Source organism: Pseudomonas sp. G7(2022), from assembly GCF_052660475.1.
Window position 1 is genome coordinate 4,504,539 of record NZ_CP109659.1, and the last position, 21,544, is coordinate 4,526,082.

Annotated in this window: 13 protein-coding genes; 4 read left to right on the forward strand and 9 right to left on the reverse strand. The window is 60.3% G+C overall.

The annotated features are described in order from the left end of the window. Window positions 1-54: 54 nt before the first annotated feature. Window positions 55-4,218 carry a deaminase domain-containing protein gene (locus NE357_RS20465; RefSeq protein WP_169431388.1) on the forward strand — a complete coding sequence of 1,388 codons (4,164 nt, stop codon included), beginning with the start codon at window positions 55-57 and terminating at the stop codon, window positions 4,216-4,218. A 1-nt stretch (window position 4,219) separates the two neighbouring features. Here NE357_RS20465 and NE357_RS20470 read toward each other — a convergent pair whose 3' ends face one another. The 5 genes from NE357_RS20470 to NE357_RS20490 form a co-directional block, all read right to left on the reverse strand. Beyond that, entirely contained in the window at window positions 4,220-6,037 is a 1,818-nt protein-coding gene (locus NE357_RS20470) for an ABC transporter ATP-binding protein (protein WP_169431389.1), read from the reverse strand. Continuing rightward, on the reverse strand, window positions 6,030-6,632 hold the full coding sequence (locus NE357_RS20475) for a DsbA family protein (protein WP_169432679.1): 603 nt from the start codon (window positions 6,630-6,632) through the stop codon (window positions 6,030-6,032). Before NE357_RS20475 ends, NE357_RS20470 begins: the two co-directional genes overlap by 8 nt. Window positions 6,633-6,667: 35 nt before the next feature. After that, complete coding sequence (gene trhO / locus NE357_RS20480; protein WP_169431390.1) at window positions 6,668-7,609, reverse strand: oxygen-dependent tRNA uridine(34) hydroxylase TrhO; 942 nt, start codon at window positions 7,607-7,609, stop codon at window positions 6,668-6,670. A 117-nt stretch (window positions 7,610-7,726) separates the two neighbouring features. After that, complete coding sequence (locus NE357_RS20485) at window positions 7,727-8,026, reverse strand: BolA family protein (RefSeq protein ID WP_169431391.1); 300 nt, start codon at window positions 8,024-8,026, stop codon at window positions 7,727-7,729. 12 nt (window positions 8,027-8,038) lie between these two features. Further along, a complete protein-coding gene (locus NE357_RS20490; RefSeq protein WP_169431392.1) occupies window positions 8,039-8,557 on the reverse strand; it encodes a DUF2059 domain-containing protein in 519 nt (172 codons plus the stop codon). A gap of 193 nt (window positions 8,558-8,750) precedes the next feature. On the opposite strand from NE357_RS20490, the gene NE357_RS20495 reads away from it, so the two are divergent. Further along, window positions 8,751-10,145 (forward strand): class II fumarate hydratase, encoded by a 1,395-nt coding sequence (locus NE357_RS20495; RefSeq protein WP_169431393.1) that lies wholly within the window; start codon window positions 8,751-8,753, stop codon window positions 10,143-10,145. Window positions 10,146-10,267: 122 nt separating this feature from the next. Here NE357_RS20495 and NE357_RS20500 read toward each other — a convergent pair whose 3' ends face one another. Beyond that, complete coding sequence (locus NE357_RS20500) at window positions 10,268-11,227, reverse strand: DMT family transporter (RefSeq protein ID WP_169431394.1); 960 nt, start codon at window positions 11,225-11,227, stop codon at window positions 10,268-10,270. 209 nt (window positions 11,228-11,436) lie between these two features. Here NE357_RS20500 and NE357_RS20505 point away from each other — a divergent pair, with 209 nt between their 5' ends. Continuing rightward, window positions 11,437-11,637, forward strand: a complete 201-nt coding sequence (locus NE357_RS20505) for a DUF6316 family protein (RefSeq protein ID WP_169431395.1) — start codon at window positions 11,437-11,439, stop codon at window positions 11,635-11,637. On the opposite strand, the gene NE357_RS20510 is transcribed toward NE357_RS20505, so the two are convergent. Together NE357_RS20510 and pap are read right to left on the reverse strand one after the other, a co-directional pair. Next, a complete protein-coding gene (locus NE357_RS20510; RefSeq protein ID WP_169431396.1) occupies window positions 11,634-12,818 on the reverse strand; it encodes a thiolase family protein in 1,185 nt (394 codons plus the stop codon). The two genes, NE357_RS20505 and NE357_RS20510, sit on opposite strands and share 4 nt — an antisense overlap. Window positions 12,819-12,918: 100 nt before the next feature. Further along, a complete protein-coding gene (gene pap / locus NE357_RS20515; protein WP_169431397.1) occupies window positions 12,919-14,433 on the reverse strand; it encodes a polyphosphate:AMP phosphotransferase in 1,515 nt (504 codons plus the stop codon). Between the two features lie 173 nt (window positions 14,434-14,606). On the opposite strand from pap, the gene mnmC reads away from it, so the two are divergent. After that, window positions 14,607-16,586: a bifunctional tRNA (5-methylaminomethyl-2-thiouridine)(34)-methyltransferase MnmD/FAD-dependent 5-carboxymethylaminomethyl-2-thiouridine(34) oxidoreductase MnmC gene (mnmC, locus tag NE357_RS20520; RefSeq protein WP_169431398.1), complete on the forward strand. Its 1,980-nt coding sequence runs from the start codon at window positions 14,607-14,609 to the stop codon at window positions 16,584-16,586. Between the two features lie 6 nt (window positions 16,587-16,592). Here the strand turns inward: mnmC and NE357_RS20525 are convergent, their stop codons facing one another. Further along, the gene (locus NE357_RS20525; RefSeq protein ID WP_169431399.1) at window positions 16,593-21,428 is read right to left on the reverse strand and encodes an NEL-type E3 ubiquitin ligase domain-containing protein; all 4,836 of its coding nucleotides are present in this window, start codon (window positions 21,426-21,428) and stop codon (window positions 16,593-16,595) included. Between the last annotated feature and the right edge of the window lie 116 nt (window positions 21,429-21,544).

A 21,544-nucleotide genomic window follows, 5' to 3' on the forward strand; every position in this document is an offset into this window, starting at 1 on the left:
GTGCGCTCCAGGCATCCCCCTCTGTGGCGGGAATGCTTTCACAAGGAGTGTGATATGTCCTCGACGTCTCCAGCTTCAATCGATCCATCAGCAACCGCAGAATCGAACGCTCGCAAGACTCTGGGTCTGGATGCCAGCCCGGATATCGAATCCCTGATTCCCCGGCCGACCGCCAGGGACCGCAAAAGGTTCAAGACCGCGCAGCTTGCGACACCGCCCCTTGCGCCCTCCATGACCCTTGAGCAGTACAAGGCGAAACGCATCAATGAGCAAATAATCGAAACGGTCAGATCCTTTCTGATCGGCAAGCCCTCGCTGATCCGTCATTTGAGCGGCAGTATATTGCGCCTCGCGGACCCGGAAGAACTGCGCGCGACACCTTCGGTTTTCCTCCAGCGAATACTGGATACCCCCGAATCACTGGATCTGACAGAACGGCTGCTGAAAAAGCTCAAATGGTACGGCGCATCCCCCGGCGAACAGACGCCGGCATCGGTGCGTTATCAATTGATCTGCAAAGCCATCTGCCTCTATCTGCACGCCCCTTCAGCTGACGAGCCGCAAGAGCTCGCCGGTTTCCACTGGCAGGACCCGAATCACCGGGGCAAGAGCTACCAAACCTTGCGCCACGATTTCGAACAGCATTTGCTGCGCACCGGCCGGGTGGCCACTACCAAAGAGGCGATCCTGCTGGCTCAGGTATTCCAGACCCGCCTTTCGAAAGACTTCAGGGTACGCGATGTACCACCGGAGCTTCGCTACAAGACCTCGGTGGTATGGGTGAACTTCATGCACGGCGTATTGCTGGCCGAGGATCTGGGCCTGGATCCGTCGCAGCCATTGTCCTTCCAGCAACTTGTCGATCTGCCTCTGGAGCGCAGCACCGGCGCGTCGGCCGAACAACTTGAGGCGATTGCACGATTGCGTACAGGCCCTGCCCTGGAATGGGCCGTCTGCACCGGAGCCATTGCGCAGCGAACGACAACCGATTACGACCCGGAAGATATCAGGCGCGCGCTGACAGCACTGGAAGAACAAACCGAGCGCCTGAACAAAGCCGTGACGACACTGGACTTGCGTCCTCCTGAACGATTGCAGATGGCCAGGCAGGTCATGACTGACTTGTTCAGAGGCGTCACGTTCGAACGGGACGGGCGCAAATTGATGTCTGCGGATCCGAGTCATAGTCATTCCAGAGCACCACTGGACCTGAATAAACAGCAAGGCCACGACTTTCTGGATGTCTATGCAGACGGTCAGCTTGATGGCGGGAAGCGATGGATCGTCTCCATGCCCGATGGCACCACGCGCTCGACGACAGCACTAAGGCTCGATGGACAGCGAATGCTCTATGCCGAGCGGGAAAACCGGCGTGGCGGTTATGACCGGGTGGACGACGATGTCTACAGTTGGGCAGGCTATTTTTTGCCTGACATCAACGCCCGGTTCGAAACCGCCTTCAACGACTACCTGACAACCATCAGACAGGCATATCAATCGCTGATTGCCAGTTTACTGATATCACTGCCAGCGGCTGATCGCCGGGCGCTGGTTCAAGGTGAAGTCCAGGTGCTGAGCCTGCGGCAGAAACCCGGGCCGAATGCCAATTCGGAGCAGGTCCGCGCAAGGAAGGGCTTTGTTCTGAAAGTGATCCACGGCACAGACATCACCTACTACGAGCTCATTCCGAGTGCGGGCGTCATTCGTCAGCGGACCGGTTTGAGGTTTTCCACCATCAATGGCGTTCGCACCGAGTTTCCACTGCATGCCTCGATTCCGGGACAAAGCTATTCCCCCGAGCGCAATCTGAGTACTTCCCTTCTGCTCGACTGGTCCGCCCACCTCCACGGCAGAGCGCCCGCAGAGCGAGCATCGTGTCCTGGATTCCTCGATATCATGGGGTTCATGCCGGCAGCGGTATCGCCCGTTCAAACCGTTACCGAGGAGGAAACCAGCCTGACGGCATCCCGACTGAATGAGGTGGCTCGCTATATTTCAACGAACTTCCTCTTCGTCGATGAGCAGCATTTGCGCCAGCAGGCCCGAGGCATCACGACCTTCGACACCGCTCGGGCGAAAACCGAGAAGCGACTGGAGACGTTCCTGTCCATCGTCAAAGGATTTGTGCCTTTCTGGGGCAGCATCGATGATCTTCTGTCGGACAGCACCACCAGCAAAGTCCTGGGCGGGGTCGGACTCCTGTTTGACCTGGCGTCATTCCTTCTCCCTATCGGCAAATTTATCTCGGGCTCGGTGCGCCTGCTCCGTGCCGCTGCCGGCACTACTCGCATGGCCGTCAAAGCGAGTCTTCCGCCCTTCTCGACGCTGACTCGCAAGCTTCTGACCGCTTCACTGGCAAACCTCAATCCGCTGGACGGTATCCCCTCACTACTCAGAGGTCTGGGGAGCGGTGCCGGCAGAGGACTGCTCTTCATCGGTCGGGCGAGTATCGGCGGCATCAGAAGACTCACGGGACATGCAGACAGCTACCGACTGGTTCAAAACCTGCCCCAGGCCATCGATCCCGGGAGCTGGAAGCCGCTGACCAATACCGACGAGCTGGCAACGGTCAACGGCATTGATGACATCATTGTGCGTCACACCAATGCGTTGGATCTGAAACAACTGCACCTGGTCGACCCGGTCACATCCCTGCCTTACGGCCCGCGCCTGCACAACAACACCAGGAATCTCATCCAGGGCAGGTCCACTTTCAAGAAGTTGCCGCCAACCGAATCCCATGCCCTGTCCGAACTCCCGGAACACGCCCATGTACGAGAATTCCTGGAGGTTGATGGTCGAACCACGATGTTGATTGATGACATCCCCTATCGTCTGGACGGCGATCAATTGCGTCGCGCCGATCTGATCGATGATGCATCGCTTTTAAAAACGCTGCCCTGTCGGGTACGGCGCAAGGGTCCCATAGCCTGCAAGACACGTTTTGTCACCGGTGATCTCGCCCCGCACCCGGATATCGGCAGTTTCGACGAAAGCAAAGGCTGGGCCCCCTGGTTCGGAGACAGCATCTATACGCCAGCAGTTGAAGGGCGAGCGAAGCTGTTCAAACACCTGAAAAGGAAGAACCGGCTCGACGCGACGATGGAATTTCAGAAAGGGATATACGGCAGAATCAACGTAAAAACGCCCTATGGAACCCGAGGTGAATTCGACACCTTCCAGGCCGGTGCCATCATCGTTCCCGCCATGGACGAATCGAAGCGCTATGTGTTTACCCGGCTGGATGCCGGAGCCTTCTACGTTGCCGAACTCCCCAAGGGGCAAAACATTTCCGGCCCCCTGAAACTGCGCCAGGCCAAAACCCTGCCCAACAATTTGCGAAAAGAACTGATGACTGTTTATACCGGCTCACTCAACGCCAACAACACGGCGAGGATCTATGGTGTGCCGGCGGTGGAGCGCGCTCTGAAAACCATGGAGGAAATTGCCATTCCGATTGGTGGCCACAATCATCCACCCAATACCCTCAATCTGCTCAAGGTCGACACAAGTCCCGGCGAGGCGGTGCTGTTCGACCACTCCACGCGGATGATTGTCAGCCAACTCCAGACCGGAGCAGCGTCCTGGTCTCGCAGCGGCACCGCACCAGCCGCCCTGCGCCAAAGGGCTGCGGACATATTCGACACACTGTTTGTCAAGAAAACCATCAATGTCGTGGCAGGCGCCGACTTGCGGATCAATAAAACGATGAAAAAATTCCAGAAGCTGCTCCCGAGCCACCTGCAAACCGAGAACGCGAGAAACATCGCTTACGCCGACATCGTAACCTCGACCGGCAAGCGGGAGGTTTACGTCAGTATCTCCGGCGCAAAGGGACTTACAGGGGAACTGCCACTGTTCAAACATCCATTCGCCCCGGACAAGGTCATCGTAGGCGATACGACCTACTTCAACATCGACTTCGGCCAGACATTTACCAGAACTTCTTTGAACGTCTCCCCCGAGGGGAAAATATTGGCTATTCCCCGTACGATCAAGGACGTACACAACTACAAGCCGGAGATGACCAGTCGACCGACCTCGCTGGACAGTGAATCCAAGCTGATCAGTGTGCTTCGGCAAAAGTACCCGGACAACTCGATGATCACATCGGTGGATGTGGCGACCACCATGCCTCCATGCACCAGCTGTTCAGTCGTCATGAAGGCGTTCGGCCACAACGCTGGAGCGGATGCACTGAAGGTCTTGTGGGGCTGACCTACAAGCGCTGCAAATGCCCATAAAGCTTGGCGTACAACCCACCATCGGCAATCAGTTGCTGATGGTCGCCATCCTCGGCCACTTGTCCGCCGTCGAACACCAGCACCCGGTCTGCCTGCTTAACCGCCGACAGACGGTGAGCGATGATCAGCGTGGTGCGGCCATGGAGGAACCGCGCCATGGCCTGGTGCAGGTTGTATTCGGTGGCGGCGTCAAGGGCTGATGTGGCTTCGTCGAGGATCACCACTTTGGGTTCGGCGAGGATCATCCGGGCGATGGCCAAACGTTGCCGCTGACCACCGGACAGGCGCACGCCGGAGCGGCCGACGATGCTGTCCAGACCGTCCGGCAATGCGCGGATGGCGGGTTCGAGCTGGGCGATTTCCAGCGCCTGCCAGCAGGCCTCATCGCTGCGGGTACGGCCCATGGTCAGATTGGCGCGTACGGTGTCGTTGAACAGCGCCGGATGCTGCAGCACCACCGCGACATTGTCCCGAACCGTTTCCAGGCCGATTTCCTGCTGGGACGATCCACCGAAACGGATCGTCCCGGCCAGTGGCGTGTACAGGCCCAGCAGCAATTGCACCAAGGTACTTTTGCCGCCGCCGCTGGCGCCGACAATCGCCACTTTCTCGCCGGGGGCGATGGACAGGTCCAACTGATCCAGCACCAGTTCGTCACCGTAACCGAAGCTCAGACCCTGCACCTGAATCCCGACGGTATCGCGGCCCTTGAACGGATCGACGCCGCCGGGGTATTGCGGCTCGTCGGCGCGGGCCAGCAGTTCGTTGATCCGCGACAGCGCACCGCCCGCCGCGTAATAGGCGTATTGCAGGTTCAGCAATTGTTCGACCGGGCCGATCATGAACCACAGGTAACTGAACACCGCGAGCATCTGGCCGATCGAAAGATCGGAGAACAGCACCGTGAGCATCGCCGCCGCGCGGAAGATGTCGATGCCGAACTGGAACAGCAGGCCACTGGCACGATTCGAAGCGTCGGTCTTCCACTGCGAGTTGACCGCGTAGTTGCGCACTTCCTGAGCCCGTAGACCCAGCCGTCCGAGGAAGAAGCCCTGACGGTTGCCGGCGCGCACTTCCTGGATCGCATCGAGGGTTTCGCTCAGCGCCTGGGTGAAGCGCGAGGTACTGTCGTTCTCCAGTTTCTTCAGGTGTTTGACCCGTTTGCCCAACTGCACCGTGGCGTAGATCACCAACGGGTTGAACAGCAGGATCAGCAGTGCCAGTTTCCAGTGCATCCACATCAGGATGCTGGCGGTGCCGACCAGGGTCAGCATCGCCACGAGGAAACGGCTGAGGGTTTCGCCGACAAACTTGTCGAGGGTGTCGAGGTCGGTGACCAGGTGCGTGGTGACCGTGCCGCTGCCCAGGCTTTCGTATTCGCCGAGGGAGATCCGTTTCAGACGTTCGATCAGGCGCACGCGGATGCGATACACGATGTCCTTGGCCAACCGCGCAAACAGACGGGCCTGCAACACGCCAAAACACAGGGCGCTGCAGCGCAGGGTCAGCGTCACCACCAGCATCAGGCCGATGTAGCCCGCCGCTTGCTGCCACATCGAAGGCAGCACATGGTTCATGACTTTCAGCGCGGCATCGCCGTGGCCGAGCAGGACTTCGTCCACCAGCAACGGCAGCAGCAACGGAATCGGCACGCTGCACAGCGTCGCCAGTACGGCCACGCCGTTGGCGATCCACAGGGATTTTTTGTGATGAAGTGCCAGACGCCGGACTTCAGCCCAGCTCAGCCGGTCGACACGCTTGACGGCTGGCGTGTCATCGGCCGGGTCAGACACAGGCGGCGCGCTCCAGCCATCGGCCGAGCAACGGCGACAGTTCACTGAGCGGCTGGTAGCCGTTGGTCAGCAACGCCAGTTGACCGTTGCGTTCGGCGAGCAGGGTCGGGAAGCCGGCGATGCCCAGATCCTGCACCCAAGTGAAATCGGCCTGGGTCGCCTTGTGTTGATCGGCATGATCAAACAGGGCAGCAAATTCGATACGGGGGACGCCGGCCTTCTCTGCCAGTTCCACCAGAACGCTGGCCTGGGTGACATCGCGACCTTCGGCGTAAAACGCGTGCTGGATCAACCCCACCAGTTTCCACGCGCAATCCGGCGCCAGGCTGCGCGCGGTGACGATGGCCCGACAAGCTGGCTCGGTGTCGTAGACAAAGCCGTCCGGCAGCGCGCCTTCGAACTTGAACGGCTGGCCGGTGGCCTCGGTGACCGCCTGCCAGTGTTCGAGAATGTAGCGCCGAGTGGTCGGCTCCAGCGCCGCACCGCTGCCGGTGCGCAACCCGCCGACCACCAGGTGCAGTTCCACCCCGGCCGCCTGCGCCTGCTCCACCAATGCCTTGGCCACCGGGGCAAATCCCCAGCACCACGAACACATCGGATCCATCACATAGAGCAGGCGTGCAGACATGATTAAGCCTCGGTGGATGCTTGCTTATAGTTGTAGCCGATCGGGTGCGGCATGTTGCGCGCTTTGGCCAGCTCGATCTGCTTCTGCCGATCGATGGCGCTGCGGCGGGTCTTTTCGCTCAGGCTGTTCCAGCAGTGCGGGCAACTGATGCCGGCCACATAATGCTCGGAGGCGCGATCCTCGACGCTGACCGGGGTGCGGCAGGCATGGCACTGATCGTAGTCGCCCTCGCTCAGGTCATGACGAACGGTCACGCGGTTGTCGAAGACGAAGCAGTCGCCCTGCCATTTGGTTTCTTCCTGCGGCACTTCTTCGAGGTACTTCAGGATGCCGCCCTTGAGGTGGTAAACCTCTTCGAAGCCTTCGCCCAGCATGTAGCTCGACGCCTTCTCGCAGCGGATGCCGCCGGTGCAGAACATTGCGACCTTCTTGTGCACGGCCGGGTCGAAGTGCTCTTTGATGTAGTCAGGGAATTCACGAAAACTGGTGGTTTTCGGATCGATGGCGCCTTCGAAAGTGCCGATCGAGACTTCGTAATCGTTGCGGGTGTCGATCAGCAGCACTTCCGGATCGCTGATCAGCGCGTTCCAGTCCTTGGGCTCGACGTAGGTGCCGACCTTCTTGTTCGGGTCGACGCCTTGCACGCCCAGGGTCACGATCTCTTTCTTGAGCTTGACCTTGGTGCGATAGAACGGCTGCTCGTCGCAGTACGATTCCTTGTGATCGATATCGACCATGCGCGGATCGTTGCGCAGCCAGGCCAGCAGGCCGTCGATGCCTTCACGGCTGCCGGAAACCGTGCCGTTGATGCCTTCTTCGGCGATCAGCAGGGTGCCTTTGATGCCGTTGTCGACCATCGCTTGCAGCAGCGGCTCGCGCAGGTTGACGTAATCTTCGAGGGTGACGAACTTGTACAGTGCCGCCACGACAATCGGTTGTGTCATGGGTATTTCTCCAGGTGGCTACCCTCGTAAAGGGTGAACCGGATGCGAAAAAAAACGCGCCGGGTCAGCGGCGCGTTACGGATTCTAGCAAAAAACCTCAGTTCATTGCTGCAAGGCTCAATGCTTGCTGCCGCCGGCACAGGTCGGCGACGCTGGAGCGACGCCCACTTCTGCCCATTCCTGCGGGGTGTAGGTGTGCAGCGCCAACGCATGGAACTCGCCCATCAGCTCGCCGAGCGTGCCATAGACTTTCTGGTGGCGCTTGACGCGGTTCAGGCCTTCGAACTGTGCACTGACCACCACTGCCTTGAAGTGGGTCTGCAACCCGCGACTGTGCATGTGGCTTTCGTCCAGCACTTGCAGATGCTCAGGCTGAAGCAGCGCCAGCGTCGATTCGATGCGTTGTTGCATGGTCATCACGAACTCCGCTTACTTCTTCTTGGCCGCAGCCGCGCCTTTGGGTGCCAGCTCGTTGGTCATGTCATCCAGCAGCTTGTTGACCACAGGAACGGCGGGCTCCAGTTTGGCCTGGGTCATCTGGGCCGATTGCTGGGTCAGCTGCGGCATTTTTTCCAGGACTTTCTTGCCCAGTGGCGACTGGTAGAACGCGACCAGGTCTTTGAGCTCCTGCTCACTGAAGGTGCTGGTGTAGAGCTTGACCATGTCCGGTTTCAGCTTGTTCCAGCCAATGGCCTGATCCAGGGCGGCGTTGGCCTTGGCCTGGTAGGTATCCAGTACGGCTTTCTTGGATTCCGGAGCCTTGGTCTGTTCAAAACGCTGGGCGAACATCTGCTGCACCTGCATGTACACCGGAGTGCCCAGCTTGTCAGCGTGCGCCAGGGTCAGGAAAGCTTCGGCACTGGCGTTGTGGCTGGCGGTATCGGCAAGCACCTGGCCGCTGGCGCAAACCAGGGCAACCGCGGTGCAGATGGCACGAAGACGAGTCATCGAGTTTCCTTTTCAGCTAGGCGAGGTAAAACCCCAAGGGCGACCATTCTGCGCCTGAATAACGCTGCGGCTCAACCCCCGGCCCTTGCCGCGCTTGATTGGCGGGGATTTGCCGGTCAACAATCGGCCGGAGGGAACCACCCGGGCCGACACCGGCCTAAACTGCGCAAACAGACCAACAGGAGTGTGCACGATGAGCCGTATCGAAACCGACAGCCTGGGCCAGATCGAGGTCCCGGACGACGCTTACTGGGGCGCTCAGACGCAACGCTCGCTGATCAACTTCGCCATCGGCCAGGAACGCATGCCATTGCCGGTACTGCACGCCCTGGCCCTGATCAAGAAAGCCGCCGCCCGGGTCAACGACCGCAACGGCGACTTGCCGGCCGACATCGCCCGCCTGATCGAACAGGCCGCCGACGAAGTGCTCGACGGCCAGCACGACGACCAGTTTCCGCTGGTGGTCTGGCAGACCGGCAGCGGCACGCAAAGCAACATGAACGTCAATGAAGTGATTGCCGGTCGCGCCAACGAACTGGCCGGCAACCCACGCGGCGGCAAAACGCCCGTACACCCGAACGATCACGTCAACCGCTCGCAGAGCTCCAACGACTGCTTCCCCACTGCGATGAGCATCGCCACCGCGCAGGCTGTACAAACCCAACTGCTGCCGGCCATCGCCGAGCTGTCGGGGGGCCTGGCCGAGCTGTCGGCGCGGCACATGCAGCTGGTGAAGACCGGTCGCACCCACATGATGGACGCCACGCCGATCACCTTCGGCCAGGAACTCTCCGGTTTCATAGCGCAGCTGGATTACGCCGAACGGGCAATTCGCTCAGCGTTGCCGGCCGTGTGCGAACTGGCCCAGGGCGGTACAGCCGTCGGCACCGGGCTCAATTCGCCCCACGGTTTCGGCGAAGCGATTGCCGCCGAGCTGGCTGCACTTTCCGGTCTGCCGTTCGTCACCGCGCCGAACAAGTTCGCCGCCCTCGCCGGCCATGAACCACTGACCACCCTCTCCGGCGCCCTGAAAACCCTCGCCGTGGCACTGATGAAGATCGCCAATGACCTGCGTCTGCTGGGCTCCGGCCCTCGTGCAGGTTTTGCCGAAGTACGTCTGCCGGCCAACGAACCGGGCAGCTCGATCATGCCTGGCAAGGTCAACCCGACCCAGTGCGAGGCGCTGTCGATGCTCGCCTGTCAGGTGCTGGGCAACGACGTCGCGATCGGCTTTGCCGCCAGCCAGGGTCACCTGCAACTGAACGTGTTCAAACCGGTGATCATCCACAACCTGCTGCAATCGATTCGCCTGCTGGCCGATGGCTGCAGCAACTTCCAGCAGCACTGCATCGCCGGGCTTGAACCGGATGCCGAAGTCATGGCGAAACATCTGGAACGCGGCCTGATGCTGGTGACGGCGCTGAATCCGCACATCGGCTACGACAAATCGGCGGAAATCGCCAAGAAGGCCTACAGCGAAGGCAAGACTTTGCGCGAAGCGGCGCTGGAGCTGGGCTATCTGACCGATGAAGAATTCGATGCCTGGGTGCGGCCGGAGAACATGATCGAGGCCGGTGCAAAGGGCTGAAATCATCAGCGTCTGTAAGTCAGTCTTCGCGAGCAAGCCCGCTCCCACTTTTGACCGCAATCCCATGTGAGGAATGCGGTTAAAAGTGGGAGCGGGCTTGCTCGCGAGGAACGATGACTCGATTAACCTGCTGCCATGCGCATCCGCCGGGCCTTGAGTCCGGCAATCAGCGAAGGCCCCAGCGCTACCAGCGCCGACCCCAGCACCACCAGCACCGCCCCGCCATACCCCAGCAGATTGATTTGCTCGGCATGCACATATTCCGGCCACACCCCGGCTGCCACGGCCACCGCACCGAACGTCACCAACGGCGTGATCGCCAGCGTCGCACTGACCCGCGAAGCTTCCCAATGCGCAAGCGCCTCGGCAAACGCGCCGTAGGCGATCAGGGTGTTCATGCAGCACGCCAGCAGCAGCCAGCCCTGCAACGGGTTCAGCGACAGTGCTTCGAGCGGATGCACCCAAGGCGTCAGCAGCAAGGCGCAGAACAGGTAGATCACCATCATCACCTGCAGCGAATTCCACACCGTCAGCAATTGCTTCTGACCCAGTGCATAAAACGTCCAGACCGTCGACGCCAGCAGCACCAGCAACACGCCGGCGGTGTAGTCGGATAAAGACGTGAGCAATTCAGCCAGACGCTGATTGAAGAACAACGCAAAGCCGACCAACAGCACCGCCAGCCCAATGCCCTGGCCGATACTGAAGCGTTCCTTGAACACGAACAGGCTGGCGATCAGCAACATGATCGGCCCCATCTGCACCACCAGTTGCGCGGTGCCGGGGCTGAGCAGGTTCAGGCCCATCAGGTACAGCACGTAGTTGCCCACCAGCCCCAGCACCGCCATCAGCACCAGCCAGCCGCCCTTCGGCCCGAGCACCTTGCGGCTCGGCAATCGTTTGGTCGCCGCCAGATAAATGAACAGACAACCGCCGGACACCAGCAGGCGAAACCAGGTCACCGTGACCGGGTCCATCACCACCAGCACCTGCTTGAGCTTGATCGGCAGGATTCCCCACAGAAACGCCGTCAACAACGCCAGGAACATGCCGTACACCCAACGACCCGATGAAACGTGCATGAGAACCCCAAGCGCCAGAGACAGGAGCGCTCATTCTAGGCGCAGAGCCTCGGCCGACACAGGGACAGTTGCGCTCCAGCCGCAAATGAAACTGTGCAGGTCGCAGCATTAAATTGACGTGCTGCCGTTGATCGGCTGGCGAACCACTGCAAGTGGTTCAGGCATAAGCTCTTTGGACCCCATCCGCGCAGCGCTCAAGGAGATCGATCATGTTCGGAATGCGTGCCCAGGACACCGCCCCCGCCACGCACTTTCGCAGCGACCGGGTGTGCCGGGTCAACGGCGAACTGTTTTTCAGCACCCGTGAGAACACGCTCGAAGGGCCGTTCGACAGCCCCGAGAAAGCCGAGCAGGAAATCCGCGCGTACATCGCGCGGATGCAATGGATGGATGCCGGCAGTCAGGCCTAGCGCACTGCTTCAAACAAGCCGGTCGCGCCCATCCCGCCGCCTACGCACATGGTCACGATCCCGTAGCGCAGGTTGCGCCGCTGCAACTCGCGCACCAGATGCCCGACCTGCCGTGAACCGGTCATGCCGAACGGATGACCGATGGAAATCGAGCCGCCGTTGACGTTGTACTTCTCGTTATCGATTTCCAGCCGGTCACGGGCGTACAGGCACTGCGAGGCAAACGCTTCGTTCAACTCCCACAGGTCGATGTCCGCTACCTGCAAACCCTTGGCCTTGAGCAGCTTCGGCACCGAGAACACCGGACCGATGCCCATTTCGTCCGGCTCGCAACCGGCCACGGTGAAACCGCGGAAAAACGCCTTTGGCTTGAGCCCCAGTTGCAGGGCTTTTTCCAGGCTCATCACCAGCGTCATCGAGGCGCCGTCGGACAACTGCGACGAGTTGCCTGCGGTCACCGAACCGTCTTCGGCGAACACCGGTTTCAATCCGGCAAGGCTTTCATAGGTGGTGTCCGGGCGGTTGCAATCATCACGATCGACGACGCCGTCGAGGATCTGCACTTCACCACTGTGCTTGTCTTCGACCCGGTACTTCACCGCCATCGGCACGATCTCATCATTGAACAGGCCGGCTGCCTGCGCCTGAGCGGTGCGGATCTGACTTTGCAGCGAGTAGCGATCCTGAGCCTCGCGGCTGACGCCATAACGGCGCGCCACCACCTCGGCGGTCTGGCCCATGGTGTAGTAGATGCCCGGGGTCTGCTGCTTGAGCAACGGGTTGATCAGGTGATCGGTGTTGACGCTTTTGAGGGTCAGGCTGATCGACTCGACACCGCCGGCGACAATGATGTCGCTGCAACCCGAGGCGATCTGGTTGGCGGCAATCGCAATCGCCTGCAAACCCGAAGAGCAGAAACGGTTGAGGGTCATGCCCGCCGTGCCGGTGCCCAGTTGCGAGAGCACCGCCACGTTGCGCCCGATGTTGTAGCCCTGGGCGCCTTCGTTGGAGCCGGCACCGACGATGCAGTCCTCGACGCTGGCGGGATCGACGTCGTTGCGCGACAGCAAGGCGTTGACACAATGAGCCGCCATGTCATCGGGGCGGGTCTGGTTGAACTTGCCGCGAAAGGACTTCGCCAGGCCGGTCCGTACACTGTCGACGATCACCACTTCACGCATGGCATACCTCATTGTTGTAGTCGGTTGAGAGTGAACCGAGCATAAGTCCCCCCCTCACCGACCGCGACAATCATTCACCTCGCGTATGCGTGCCCATCGGTCAGTCCTTGTGCTTCTTTTCCTTCTTGTCGGATTTCTCGAAGGCTTCTTCCAGCGCCCGGTTGATCGTGCGCAGCACCTTGACCCGGGCCCAGCGCTTGTCGTTGGCCTCGACCAGTGTCCACGGTGAAATTTCGGTACTGGTGCGGTCGACCATGTCGCCCACCGCCGCACGATAGGCGTCCCACTTGTCGCGGTTGCGCCAGTCGTCCTCGGTGATCTTGAAACGCTTGAAGGGGATTTCCTCACGGGCCTGGAAACGCTCCATCTGCGTATCCTTGTCGATGGCCAGCCAGAACTTGACCACGATCACCCCGGCATCGGCCAGTTGCTCTTCGAAGTCGTTGATTTCGCCGTAGGCACGCATCCAGTCCGCCGTGCTGCAAAAGCCTTCGATCCGCTCCACCAGCACCCGGCCGTACCACGAACGGTCGAACACGGTGAACTTGCCCCGGGCCGGAATGTGTCGCCAGAAACGCCACAGGTACGGCTGCGCCCGTTCCTCTTCGGTCGGCGCGGCAATCGGCACGATGTTGTACTGACGTGGATCGAGCGCCGCCGCGACCCGCCGGATCGCCCCGCCCTTGCCCGCCGCATCGTTGCCTTCGAAGACCGCCACCAACGCATGACGGCGCATGCGCTTGTCACGCATCAACCCGGACAGTCGCGCCTGCTCGGTGATCAGTTGCTCTTCGTAATCCTTCTTGTCCAGGTTCTGGCTCAGGTTGAGGCTGTCGAGCAGGTTCAACTGATCCACCGATGTGCCCAGCGGCTGGGCACTGACAGCGTTCGAATGCACGTCCGGACGTTTCAGCGCATTTTGCAGGCCTTCGAGCAGGAGCTTGCCCACCGTCAGGCTACGGTAATGCACGTCCACCCCTTCGATGACATGCCAGGGTGCGTAGTCGCGACTGGTGCGACGCAGAACCCTCTCGCCATACTTGACGAACTTGTCGTAGGTCTCCGATTGCTGCCAGTCCAGCGGACTGATCCGCCAACTGTGCAACGGATCATCGGCGAGTGCCTTGAGCCGCGCCTTCATCTGCTTCTTGGACAGATGGAACCAGAACTTGAAGATCAGCGCGCCTTCATCGCACAGCATTTTTTCCAGGCGCTCGGCGCCGGCAATGGCCTGGTCCAGTCGTGGGTCCTTGAACAACCCGTGCACCCTGCCCTGCAGCATCTGGCTGTACCAGTTGCCGAAGAAGACCCCCATGCGCCCCTTGGCCGGCAGCATCCGCCAGTAACGCCAGGCCGGTGGCCGTGCCAGTTCTTCGTCGGTCTGCTGGTCGAAGGTACGCACTTCGATCAGGCGCGGGTCCATCCATTCGTTGAGCAACTTCACCGTCTCGCCCTTGCCGGCGCCTTCGATGCCGTTGATCAGAATGATCACCGGGAAACGCTTCTGCTGCTGCAACTCGAACTGGGCTTCAAGCAAGGCTTCACGCAGGGCGGGAACGGCGGCTTCGTAGGTGTCTTTGTCGATGGCGTGACCGATTTCAGCGGATTCGAACATAGGGACGGCTCCTTCCAGGATTCAGCAAGACTAGCGGATTGGGCATGGGGGCGGCACAGAAATTCCCGCTGGCGGCGGATTGTCCATGAGTCGTGCGCAACCAGGCTTGCCATGGATCAAGCGGCGCCCGCGTGATCGGCTAGAATGGCCGCCTTGTCGTTGCCGAGCCTGCCATGAAACCTGTAATGCCCCACGCCCAACTCGACTGGGATGACCAGGGACGCCCGCGTTCGCGAGTGTTCGACGATGTGTATTTTTCCGATCAGTCGGGGCTGGATGAAACCCGCTACGTGTTCCTCGAACAGAACCGTCTGGCCGAGCGCTTTGCCGCGCTGCCGTCGGGTGGGCGACTGGTGATCGGCGAAACCGGCTTCGGCACCGGGCTGAATTTTCTCTGCGCCTGGCAGTGGTTCGAACAGCACGCGGTGGCCGGTGCGCGACTGCATTTTGTCAGCGTCGAAAAATTTCCGTTGAGCCCTGCCGACCTGCAACGGGCGCTGGCGTTGTGGCCCGACCTGAAGCAATTCTCCGATCAGTTGCTCAAGCATTACGTGGCAATCCATCAGGGATTTCAGCGCATTGTTCTGGACAACGGTCGAGTCACCCTGACGCTGTTGATCGGTGATGCGCTGGAGCAGTTGCCGCAACTCGACGCACAGATCGACGCCTGGTTTCTCGACGGTTTTGCTCCGGCGAAAAATCCCGAAATGTGGACCGCCGAACTGTTCGCCGAACTGGCGCGGCTGGCGGCGCCCGGTTCGACCATCAGCACGTTTACCAGCACCGGCTGGGTACGGCGCCTGCTCAACGCTGCCGGCTTCAAGATGAAGCGCACGCCGGGCATTGGACACAAATGGGAAATCCTGCGCGGCGAATTTCTCGGCTGGCCCGAGGGCGTTGCACCTCCCGCCGTTGAAAAACCGTGGTTCGCCCGCCCGGCTCCCGTCACCGGAGAGCGACGGGCGCTGGTGATCGGTGCCGGTCTGGCCGGCTGTGCCACGGCGGCCAGCCTCGCGGCGCGGGGCTGGCAGGTCAGTCTGCTGGAACGGCATGACGCGGTTGCACAGGAAGCATCGGGTAACCCACAAGGCGTGCTGTATCTGAAACTGTCCGCCCACGGCACGGCACTGTCGCAGTTGATCGTCAGCGGTTTCGGCTACACCCGACGCCTGCTCGAAAACCTGCAACGCGGCACCGACTGGGATGACTGCGGGGTGCTGCAACTGGCGTTCAATGAAAAGGAACGCGAACGTCAGGCGCAACTGGCAGCCGCGTTCCCCGAAGACCTTGTGCAATGGCTCGATCAACCCGAGGCACAGGCCCGCGCCGGGGTCGGTCTGGAACACGGTGGTTTGTATTATCCCGAGGGCGGCTGGGTGCATCCGCCGGCGTTGTGTCAGGCGCAATCGGCACAACCGGGCGTCACGCTGCTGACTCATCAGCAGGCCCTTGAACTGCGCAAGGCCGACGGTCAGTGGCACGCCTTCGACGGGGAACGGTTGATCGCAACAGCACCCGTCGTGGTGCTGGCCGGTGCCGCTGAAATCAAACGTTTTGCCCAGAGCGCCGACCTGCCCCTCAAGCGCATTCGCGGGCAGATCACCCGCCTGGCGCAGACCACACAAAGCCAGGCGCTGACCACCGTCGTGTGCGCCGAAGGTTACGTCGCACCGGCACGGCTGGGAGAGCACACCCTCGGTGCCAGTTTCGATTTCAACAGCGACGACCTGACCCCGACCACCGCCGAACACCTGGGCAATCTGGCGATGCTCGAAGAGATCTCCACGGATCTGGTCGCACGCCTGCACATCAGTGAACTCGACGCCGACAGCCTTCAGGGCCGCGCAGCCTTCCGTTGTACCAGCCCCGACTACCTGCCGATCGTCGGCCCGCTCGCCGATCGCGAAGCCTTCACCGAGGCCTATCGCGCCTTGAGCAAGGATGCCCGACAGGTGCCGGACATGCCCTGCCCCTGGCTGGACGGTCTGTACGTCAACAGTGGCCACGGTTCCCGGGGGCTGATCACGGCACCACTGTCCGGTGAGCTGCTGGCAGCCTGGCTGGAAAACGAACCGCTGCCCCTGCCCAGAGGTGTCGCAGAGGCGTGTCATCCGAACCGGTTTGCCTTGCGGCGGCTGATCCGGGGCAAATGATAATGCTCAGCCACCGGACAGCAGGCAGATATTGCCCTCCACCCGCCGCAGCACCTGCTCGGTCAATTGCTCGAGCAAGGCGCTTTCCGTTTGCTCCTGCCGGGCGGCACACAGGTTCATTTCGCTCAGATAGTCGGCTGAGCTGAGTTCTTCAGCTTTCTCGAATAACGCCAGGGCTTGCTCCTGATGAAGTGCGCGGGCATCGTCGAACTGCCGGGCAAAACTGCTTTTCACGTATTCGACCCAGAAGGGCTGGCGAACCAGAAACGCCAGCCACTCGGGAGACAGTTCTGCCGTCTGGATTCGATTGATGGCCTCCACCAGATCCGCCCCTGTCACCTTCGCGAGTGAGGCGTAACGCATGTGCGAAGGTTGTCCGGGCAATTCGAGTGCCTGCGCCAGACCCGAGCGGTAGGCAAGAGTCACTTCCAGCGGGTCAGGTGCCGCTTGGGCCTGCGCGTGTTGCGCGGCGATCCGGTCAATCTGCTCAAGCCGGAACAGGCCCCTCGCCAGTTTCAGCAGCGCCTTCGTCGAAGGGCGTTGCCCCTTGCTGGCACGTGTCACATGGTGGACCTGCACTGCAACTTCCAGGTGGCTGAAGTTCAACGCCGCATTGTCCGTGCAATTGATCGGGTTGGCCGCCAGATCGAAAATCTGCTCCCGCAGTTCGGCATCGCTCTGCGTCGCGTCCAGAACCGTCCAGACCCGCCGGTACATATCCTCGCGCACATTGGCGGACTCGGCGGAATTGCCCAGCTCCGCCAGCAGAGCGAACAGACCTTCGGCCCTCGGATCATCCTTGATCGCGTTCCACATCTGCAGATGCCGGGAGCCCTCTTCTCCTCCCGTCTCGGTCAACCAGATCGAACGCGCCTGGTTTTCGTCCAGTCGCGCGATATCGTTATCCAGATAACCCATACCGATTCCGACCGCCCTGCGGTAGTCATAAAGATAAGTTCTGCTGACATCGGAAATCGGGTTATGGCGCAAATTGATCGTTTCACTGAAGCATCGGGGCGTTTCAAACAGCCAGGCAGGCAGATCACGGATTTCGTTGTCCCGCAGATCCACCCGATCCAGATTGGGCAGCAATTGCAGACCCTTCGGAAACTCGGTGGCGCGGGTATTACGCAAGGAGAGGTACGTCAAATCGAACAGATTACCGACATCCACCGTAGCGCCGAGGAAGTTCCCGCTGAGATTCAGGCTTTGCAGGGTGCGTAACCTGGCTAACGTCACCAGCGAGTGCTCGGTCAGCTGAATCCTGTTGTCGGCCAGGCTCAGCCGCTTGAGATTCGGCATATGCGAAATGATCTCGGGCAATCGGGTGATTTGATTGCGATCCAGCTCGAGGGACTCGATTTTCGTGAAGGCTTTGAGGAAATAAACGGCATCGTTGTCCAGCAACATGTCCTGCATGGACAATTGCCTGACATGGTCAAACGTCAAACCCACCGGCAAGGTCGGAAATTTACCGAAGCGCATGCCATCGAGCTTCAGACCGTAGACAAGTCGCCCGGCCTCATCGGGCAGGAAGATCAAACGTCGAAAACAGTCCTCGATTTCGAACGCCACGATTTGCCGGCACTCGTGTATTTCATTCAGATCACCGCCCAGGGCCTTCATGGCAGCTTCATCCTCGACCCAGGTATCCATCACTTCCCGCAGCCGGCTCAAGTCCTCTCGCAACTGCCGGACCCTGATCGCCCTGGACAGATGATCACTCCCCGACTGATCCAGAAACTCATTGGCTTGCACGTCGGAAAACAAGGGGTAAAGCTTTTTCACCTGACGCAATAAACGACGCGAATGCGTTTTCGAACCGACGGGGGAGTCGGCAGACATACACACAGGTTCGGCGATCGCCGCTTGCAACTTCCCCCCCGCCAACACCCGAGCGCACCCCTCGCGCTCATCCAGGGCGCCTTCCAGCAGCATACTGCGCAGGCGTGCGCCATCTTCCGGCTTCGGCTGCGCAAATCCGATGGCCTTGCGCTGCTCCTTTGACAGCCCTTTGAGAATCGCGTGATAAAGGTCTTCCGGGCCGGACACGACTTTGCCGAGCGACTTCCTGTCACGGCCAAACACTTCGTAGCCATTGTCGAGTTCGACCAACGTACATGAACTTGAAATAACGAGCGGTTTCTCGCCCAACGTTTCCAGCACATCACCGTTCAGTGTTTTCGCCCGCAGTTCCAGATAGAACTCAGGATCCCAGCCACCTAGCCGGGGTAACAACCGTATCGCCAGTGTCCTGGTATCGGCACTGGCGATATCCGCCAGGTAAAAACCTGCCAATGCCCGATCCACACGCACATCGCTCAAGGCCTGACGGGCCCTCTGTGCCAACCCCATGGGCACTCGCCCGGTCCTGCGCAAACGTGTCCGTTCGACGCTTGGCGTACGCCTGAGCAGCTCCCGAGCATACCTCCTCGGCAAACCGGGAAAAGCGCTGCGCAGCCTGACCGACTCACCGAAGACGCCGCGGTCGAATTGGTGGTAAAGGTGATCGAAGACCGACCTGCAATCGGCCTTGACCGCAGCCCCGATCACTTTCGCCAGCTGCACGCTGGCATCAGCCGGGGCAACGTTCGCCCCCACAAGTGCCTCGACCTCCCAGGGGTACATGCCGTCCAGAACAGTTTGCAGCAGCTCTCCTTTTTCCAGTTGCTCATGACTCACGATAATGCTCACCGTGTCATCGTCAATCGATGCAGGAGGATAGGTCGCGGTGATACGGTCGCTTTCATCCACGACCTTGATGTAGCGATCGGCCGGCCAGTTCGCGAGTTCGGGCAACACGTGCAACTGCTCCTGGACATGACGGGCGTCGGTCGCCTCGCCACGCTCCATGGCGCGAACGAAATCACGCAATCTGCGTTCGATTCCAAATCGCTCGATCATGTCGCGCAACCGTGGGGGCAACGACAGATTGTCATCACTCAGACGATGCAATTCGTCGAATCGAGTGTCGGTCAATCGCCGGATCATCTCCAGGCGACTGTCCTCGAACCTGCCCAGATTCGGGTCTATGCGTCTGAGGGTGTAGGCGCCGTTCCACTGCTCGCTCGCCTCCCCGGGGTGACGCCAGCCACCATGCCGGTGGGGCTTGAGTGGCGGAGCGTAGGCATCCGGACGGACAGGATGCCGGATACGCCAGGTGTCGGAAGCCGGCTCCAGCACCACTTCATAGAAATGGTGGTCAATACGGGCAAAGAACCTGCCTTCCCCCCGGTACAAACCCGTCACCTCGGGATCGGGATCGGCCCCCACTGGCAAAGGCTGTTCATAACCGTCCAACTGTGGCTTCCACAAGCGTGGCTGCCCCTTATTGTCCAGAATGGCCGTGAATGCGTGGAAAAAATCAGGATGTTTTCGAATCGTTCTGATCGCCAGGGATTTCAGGCCTTTGACGCCGGCCCCCACGACGGCCATCAGGACAATGTTCTCAGCGACGCTGAGCAGGTGTGAAAACGCTTCCTGACGATCTCCCTGGCTCCAGTCCTCGATCCCTTCATATATCTCTGCGAGCATCTGTCCGATGGCGACCCCCATCATCAACTGCCCCAACACCGGTACGACAAATCCCGCTGCGTTAGCGACCGTCATACCGGTTTCCAGGTAATGCAGCAGACGCGTCCTGCGCGCCTCCTCATCGACATCCTCGGTCGGCACGGCGAGCACACGGGCATCGAGTTGCAGCTTGCCGACATGACTCTTGAACATGAAGTCGAACAGCGGACCGGGCATTTCCAATTGTCTGACGCGCCCCAGGCTGCCGGTATCGGCGAAGGTCTTGAAAAAGTCGATCTTGTCGCCTTCGCCGATGCAGTGAGTGAAATAGCTTTTGTAGCTGTCCACCCCCAACTTGAATTCAAGATACGTCGTGAACGCCGTGAAACTGGCGTACTCGTACAGGGGTTGATCAGGCTCTCCCGGCATGTACACCAGGCACCATTGATCCGGGTCCGACTCGACCGAACGTTCGGAGAACACCACAACCCCCCAGATACAACTCTCGAGCAATTCGATCCCTTGCATGATCAACGGCCGCCCCTGAAACCGCAGGCTTTGGGTGTCGACAACGCCACCGGCATCAATCAAGCGCTGAACCGTCTGAAAACCCTCCTGAGAGACGTGCTCCCTCACCAGCGCCAGAAGCAGGTCCAGTTGCAGCAGGTGTTTTTTCATGGTGGTGATGTCGAGAACCAGAGGACCGGTGGCTGTCCGGTTTCCATCCACCGTCTTGACACCGAACACCTGCTGGAAATGTTGCTGATACTGCTGCCCCAGGTTCAGCTCACGACAAAAAGCAGCGAACGCTGTGGGCGTCAGACCGGGAACCCCCTCCGGCATGCTGGTTATCCGAACCACACTTCCCTCGGGGAAGTAATCGGGCTGTGCCTCGTCCTCCGTGAAGTTCTGCATGGCAGCCTCGAGCAACGTCGGAGTGGCGAACGGAATAACCGCCGGGCCGCCCCCCGGCGGGACCACAGGCTCACATCCACAATAGCTCCCGGGCAATTGCAGGTGGTCTTTCTCGACATCGAACACTGCGGACCATCGGGCGCTCAGCGTGCGGTTCAACAGATCAATGCAAAAATTGTTCAAAGGTTGCAGCCGGCCAAGATGTGTCTCGACTGTCGACTGAATGGCTTGCAGATCACGCGCAGCCTTGTCCAGCGCTGCCAGTGTGTCGGCAGTGGCGTTGAGCAGCGCCGCAGGCAGGTTCTTCTGCAAGGCCTGGGCCGTGTCCAGATCGCCTGTGGCTTCCAGCAAAAAGCTCAGTTTCTGTTCTTCCGAGAGGGTGACCGGTGTCACGGATAGCGGTGGAGTGGACATGGGCAATATTCCTTTATTGCTGTGCAGTCCTCCCACCCTAGCGATCCCGAAAGCGAATAAAAAACACGAATAACTGCCCGTTCGGGCCCGCAAACCAGCAGTAATCCGCATGTTTC

Excerpts from the sequence above, each read along its gene's own strand:
- NE357_RS20465 (WP_169431388.1), top strand. The coding sequence starts at position 55 with ATGTCCTCGACGTCTCCAGCTTCAATCGATCCATCAGCAACCGCAGAA.
- NE357_RS20475 (WP_169432679.1), bottom strand. The coding sequence starts at position 6,632 with ATGTGTTCGTGGTGCTGGGGATTTGCCCCGGTGGCCAAGGCATTGGTG.
- trhO (WP_169431390.1), bottom strand. The coding sequence starts at position 7,609 with ATGACACAACCGATTGTCGTGGCGGCACTGTACAAGTTCGTCACCCTC.
- NE357_RS20485 (WP_169431391.1), bottom strand. The coding sequence starts at position 8,026 with ATGACCATGCAACAACGCATCGAATCGACGCTGGCGCTGCTTCAGCCT.
- NE357_RS20490 (WP_169431392.1), bottom strand. The coding sequence starts at position 8,557 with ATGACTCGTCTTCGTGCCATCTGCACCGCGGTTGCCCTGGTTTGCGCC.
- NE357_RS20495 (WP_169431393.1), top strand. The coding sequence starts at position 8,751 with ATGAGCCGTATCGAAACCGACAGCCTGGGCCAGATCGAGGTCCCGGAC.
- NE357_RS20500 (WP_169431394.1), bottom strand. The coding sequence starts at position 11,227 with ATGCACGTTTCATCGGGTCGTTGGGTGTACGGCATGTTCCTGGCGTTG.
- NE357_RS20505 (WP_169431395.1), top strand. The coding sequence starts at position 11,437 with ATGTTCGGAATGCGTGCCCAGGACACCGCCCCCGCCACGCACTTTCGC.
- NE357_RS20510 (WP_169431396.1), bottom strand. The coding sequence starts at position 12,818 with ATGCGTGAAGTGGTGATCGTCGACAGTGTACGGACCGGCCTGGCGAAG.
- pap (WP_169431397.1), bottom strand. The coding sequence starts at position 14,433 with ATGTTCGAATCCGCTGAAATCGGTCACGCCATCGACAAAGACACCTAC.
- mnmC (WP_169431398.1), top strand. The coding sequence starts at position 14,607 with ATGAAACCTGTAATGCCCCACGCCCAACTCGACTGGGATGACCAGGGA.
- NE357_RS20525 (WP_169431399.1), bottom strand. The coding sequence starts at position 21,428 with ATGTCCACTCCACCGCTATCCGTGACACCGGTCACCCTCTCGGAAGAA.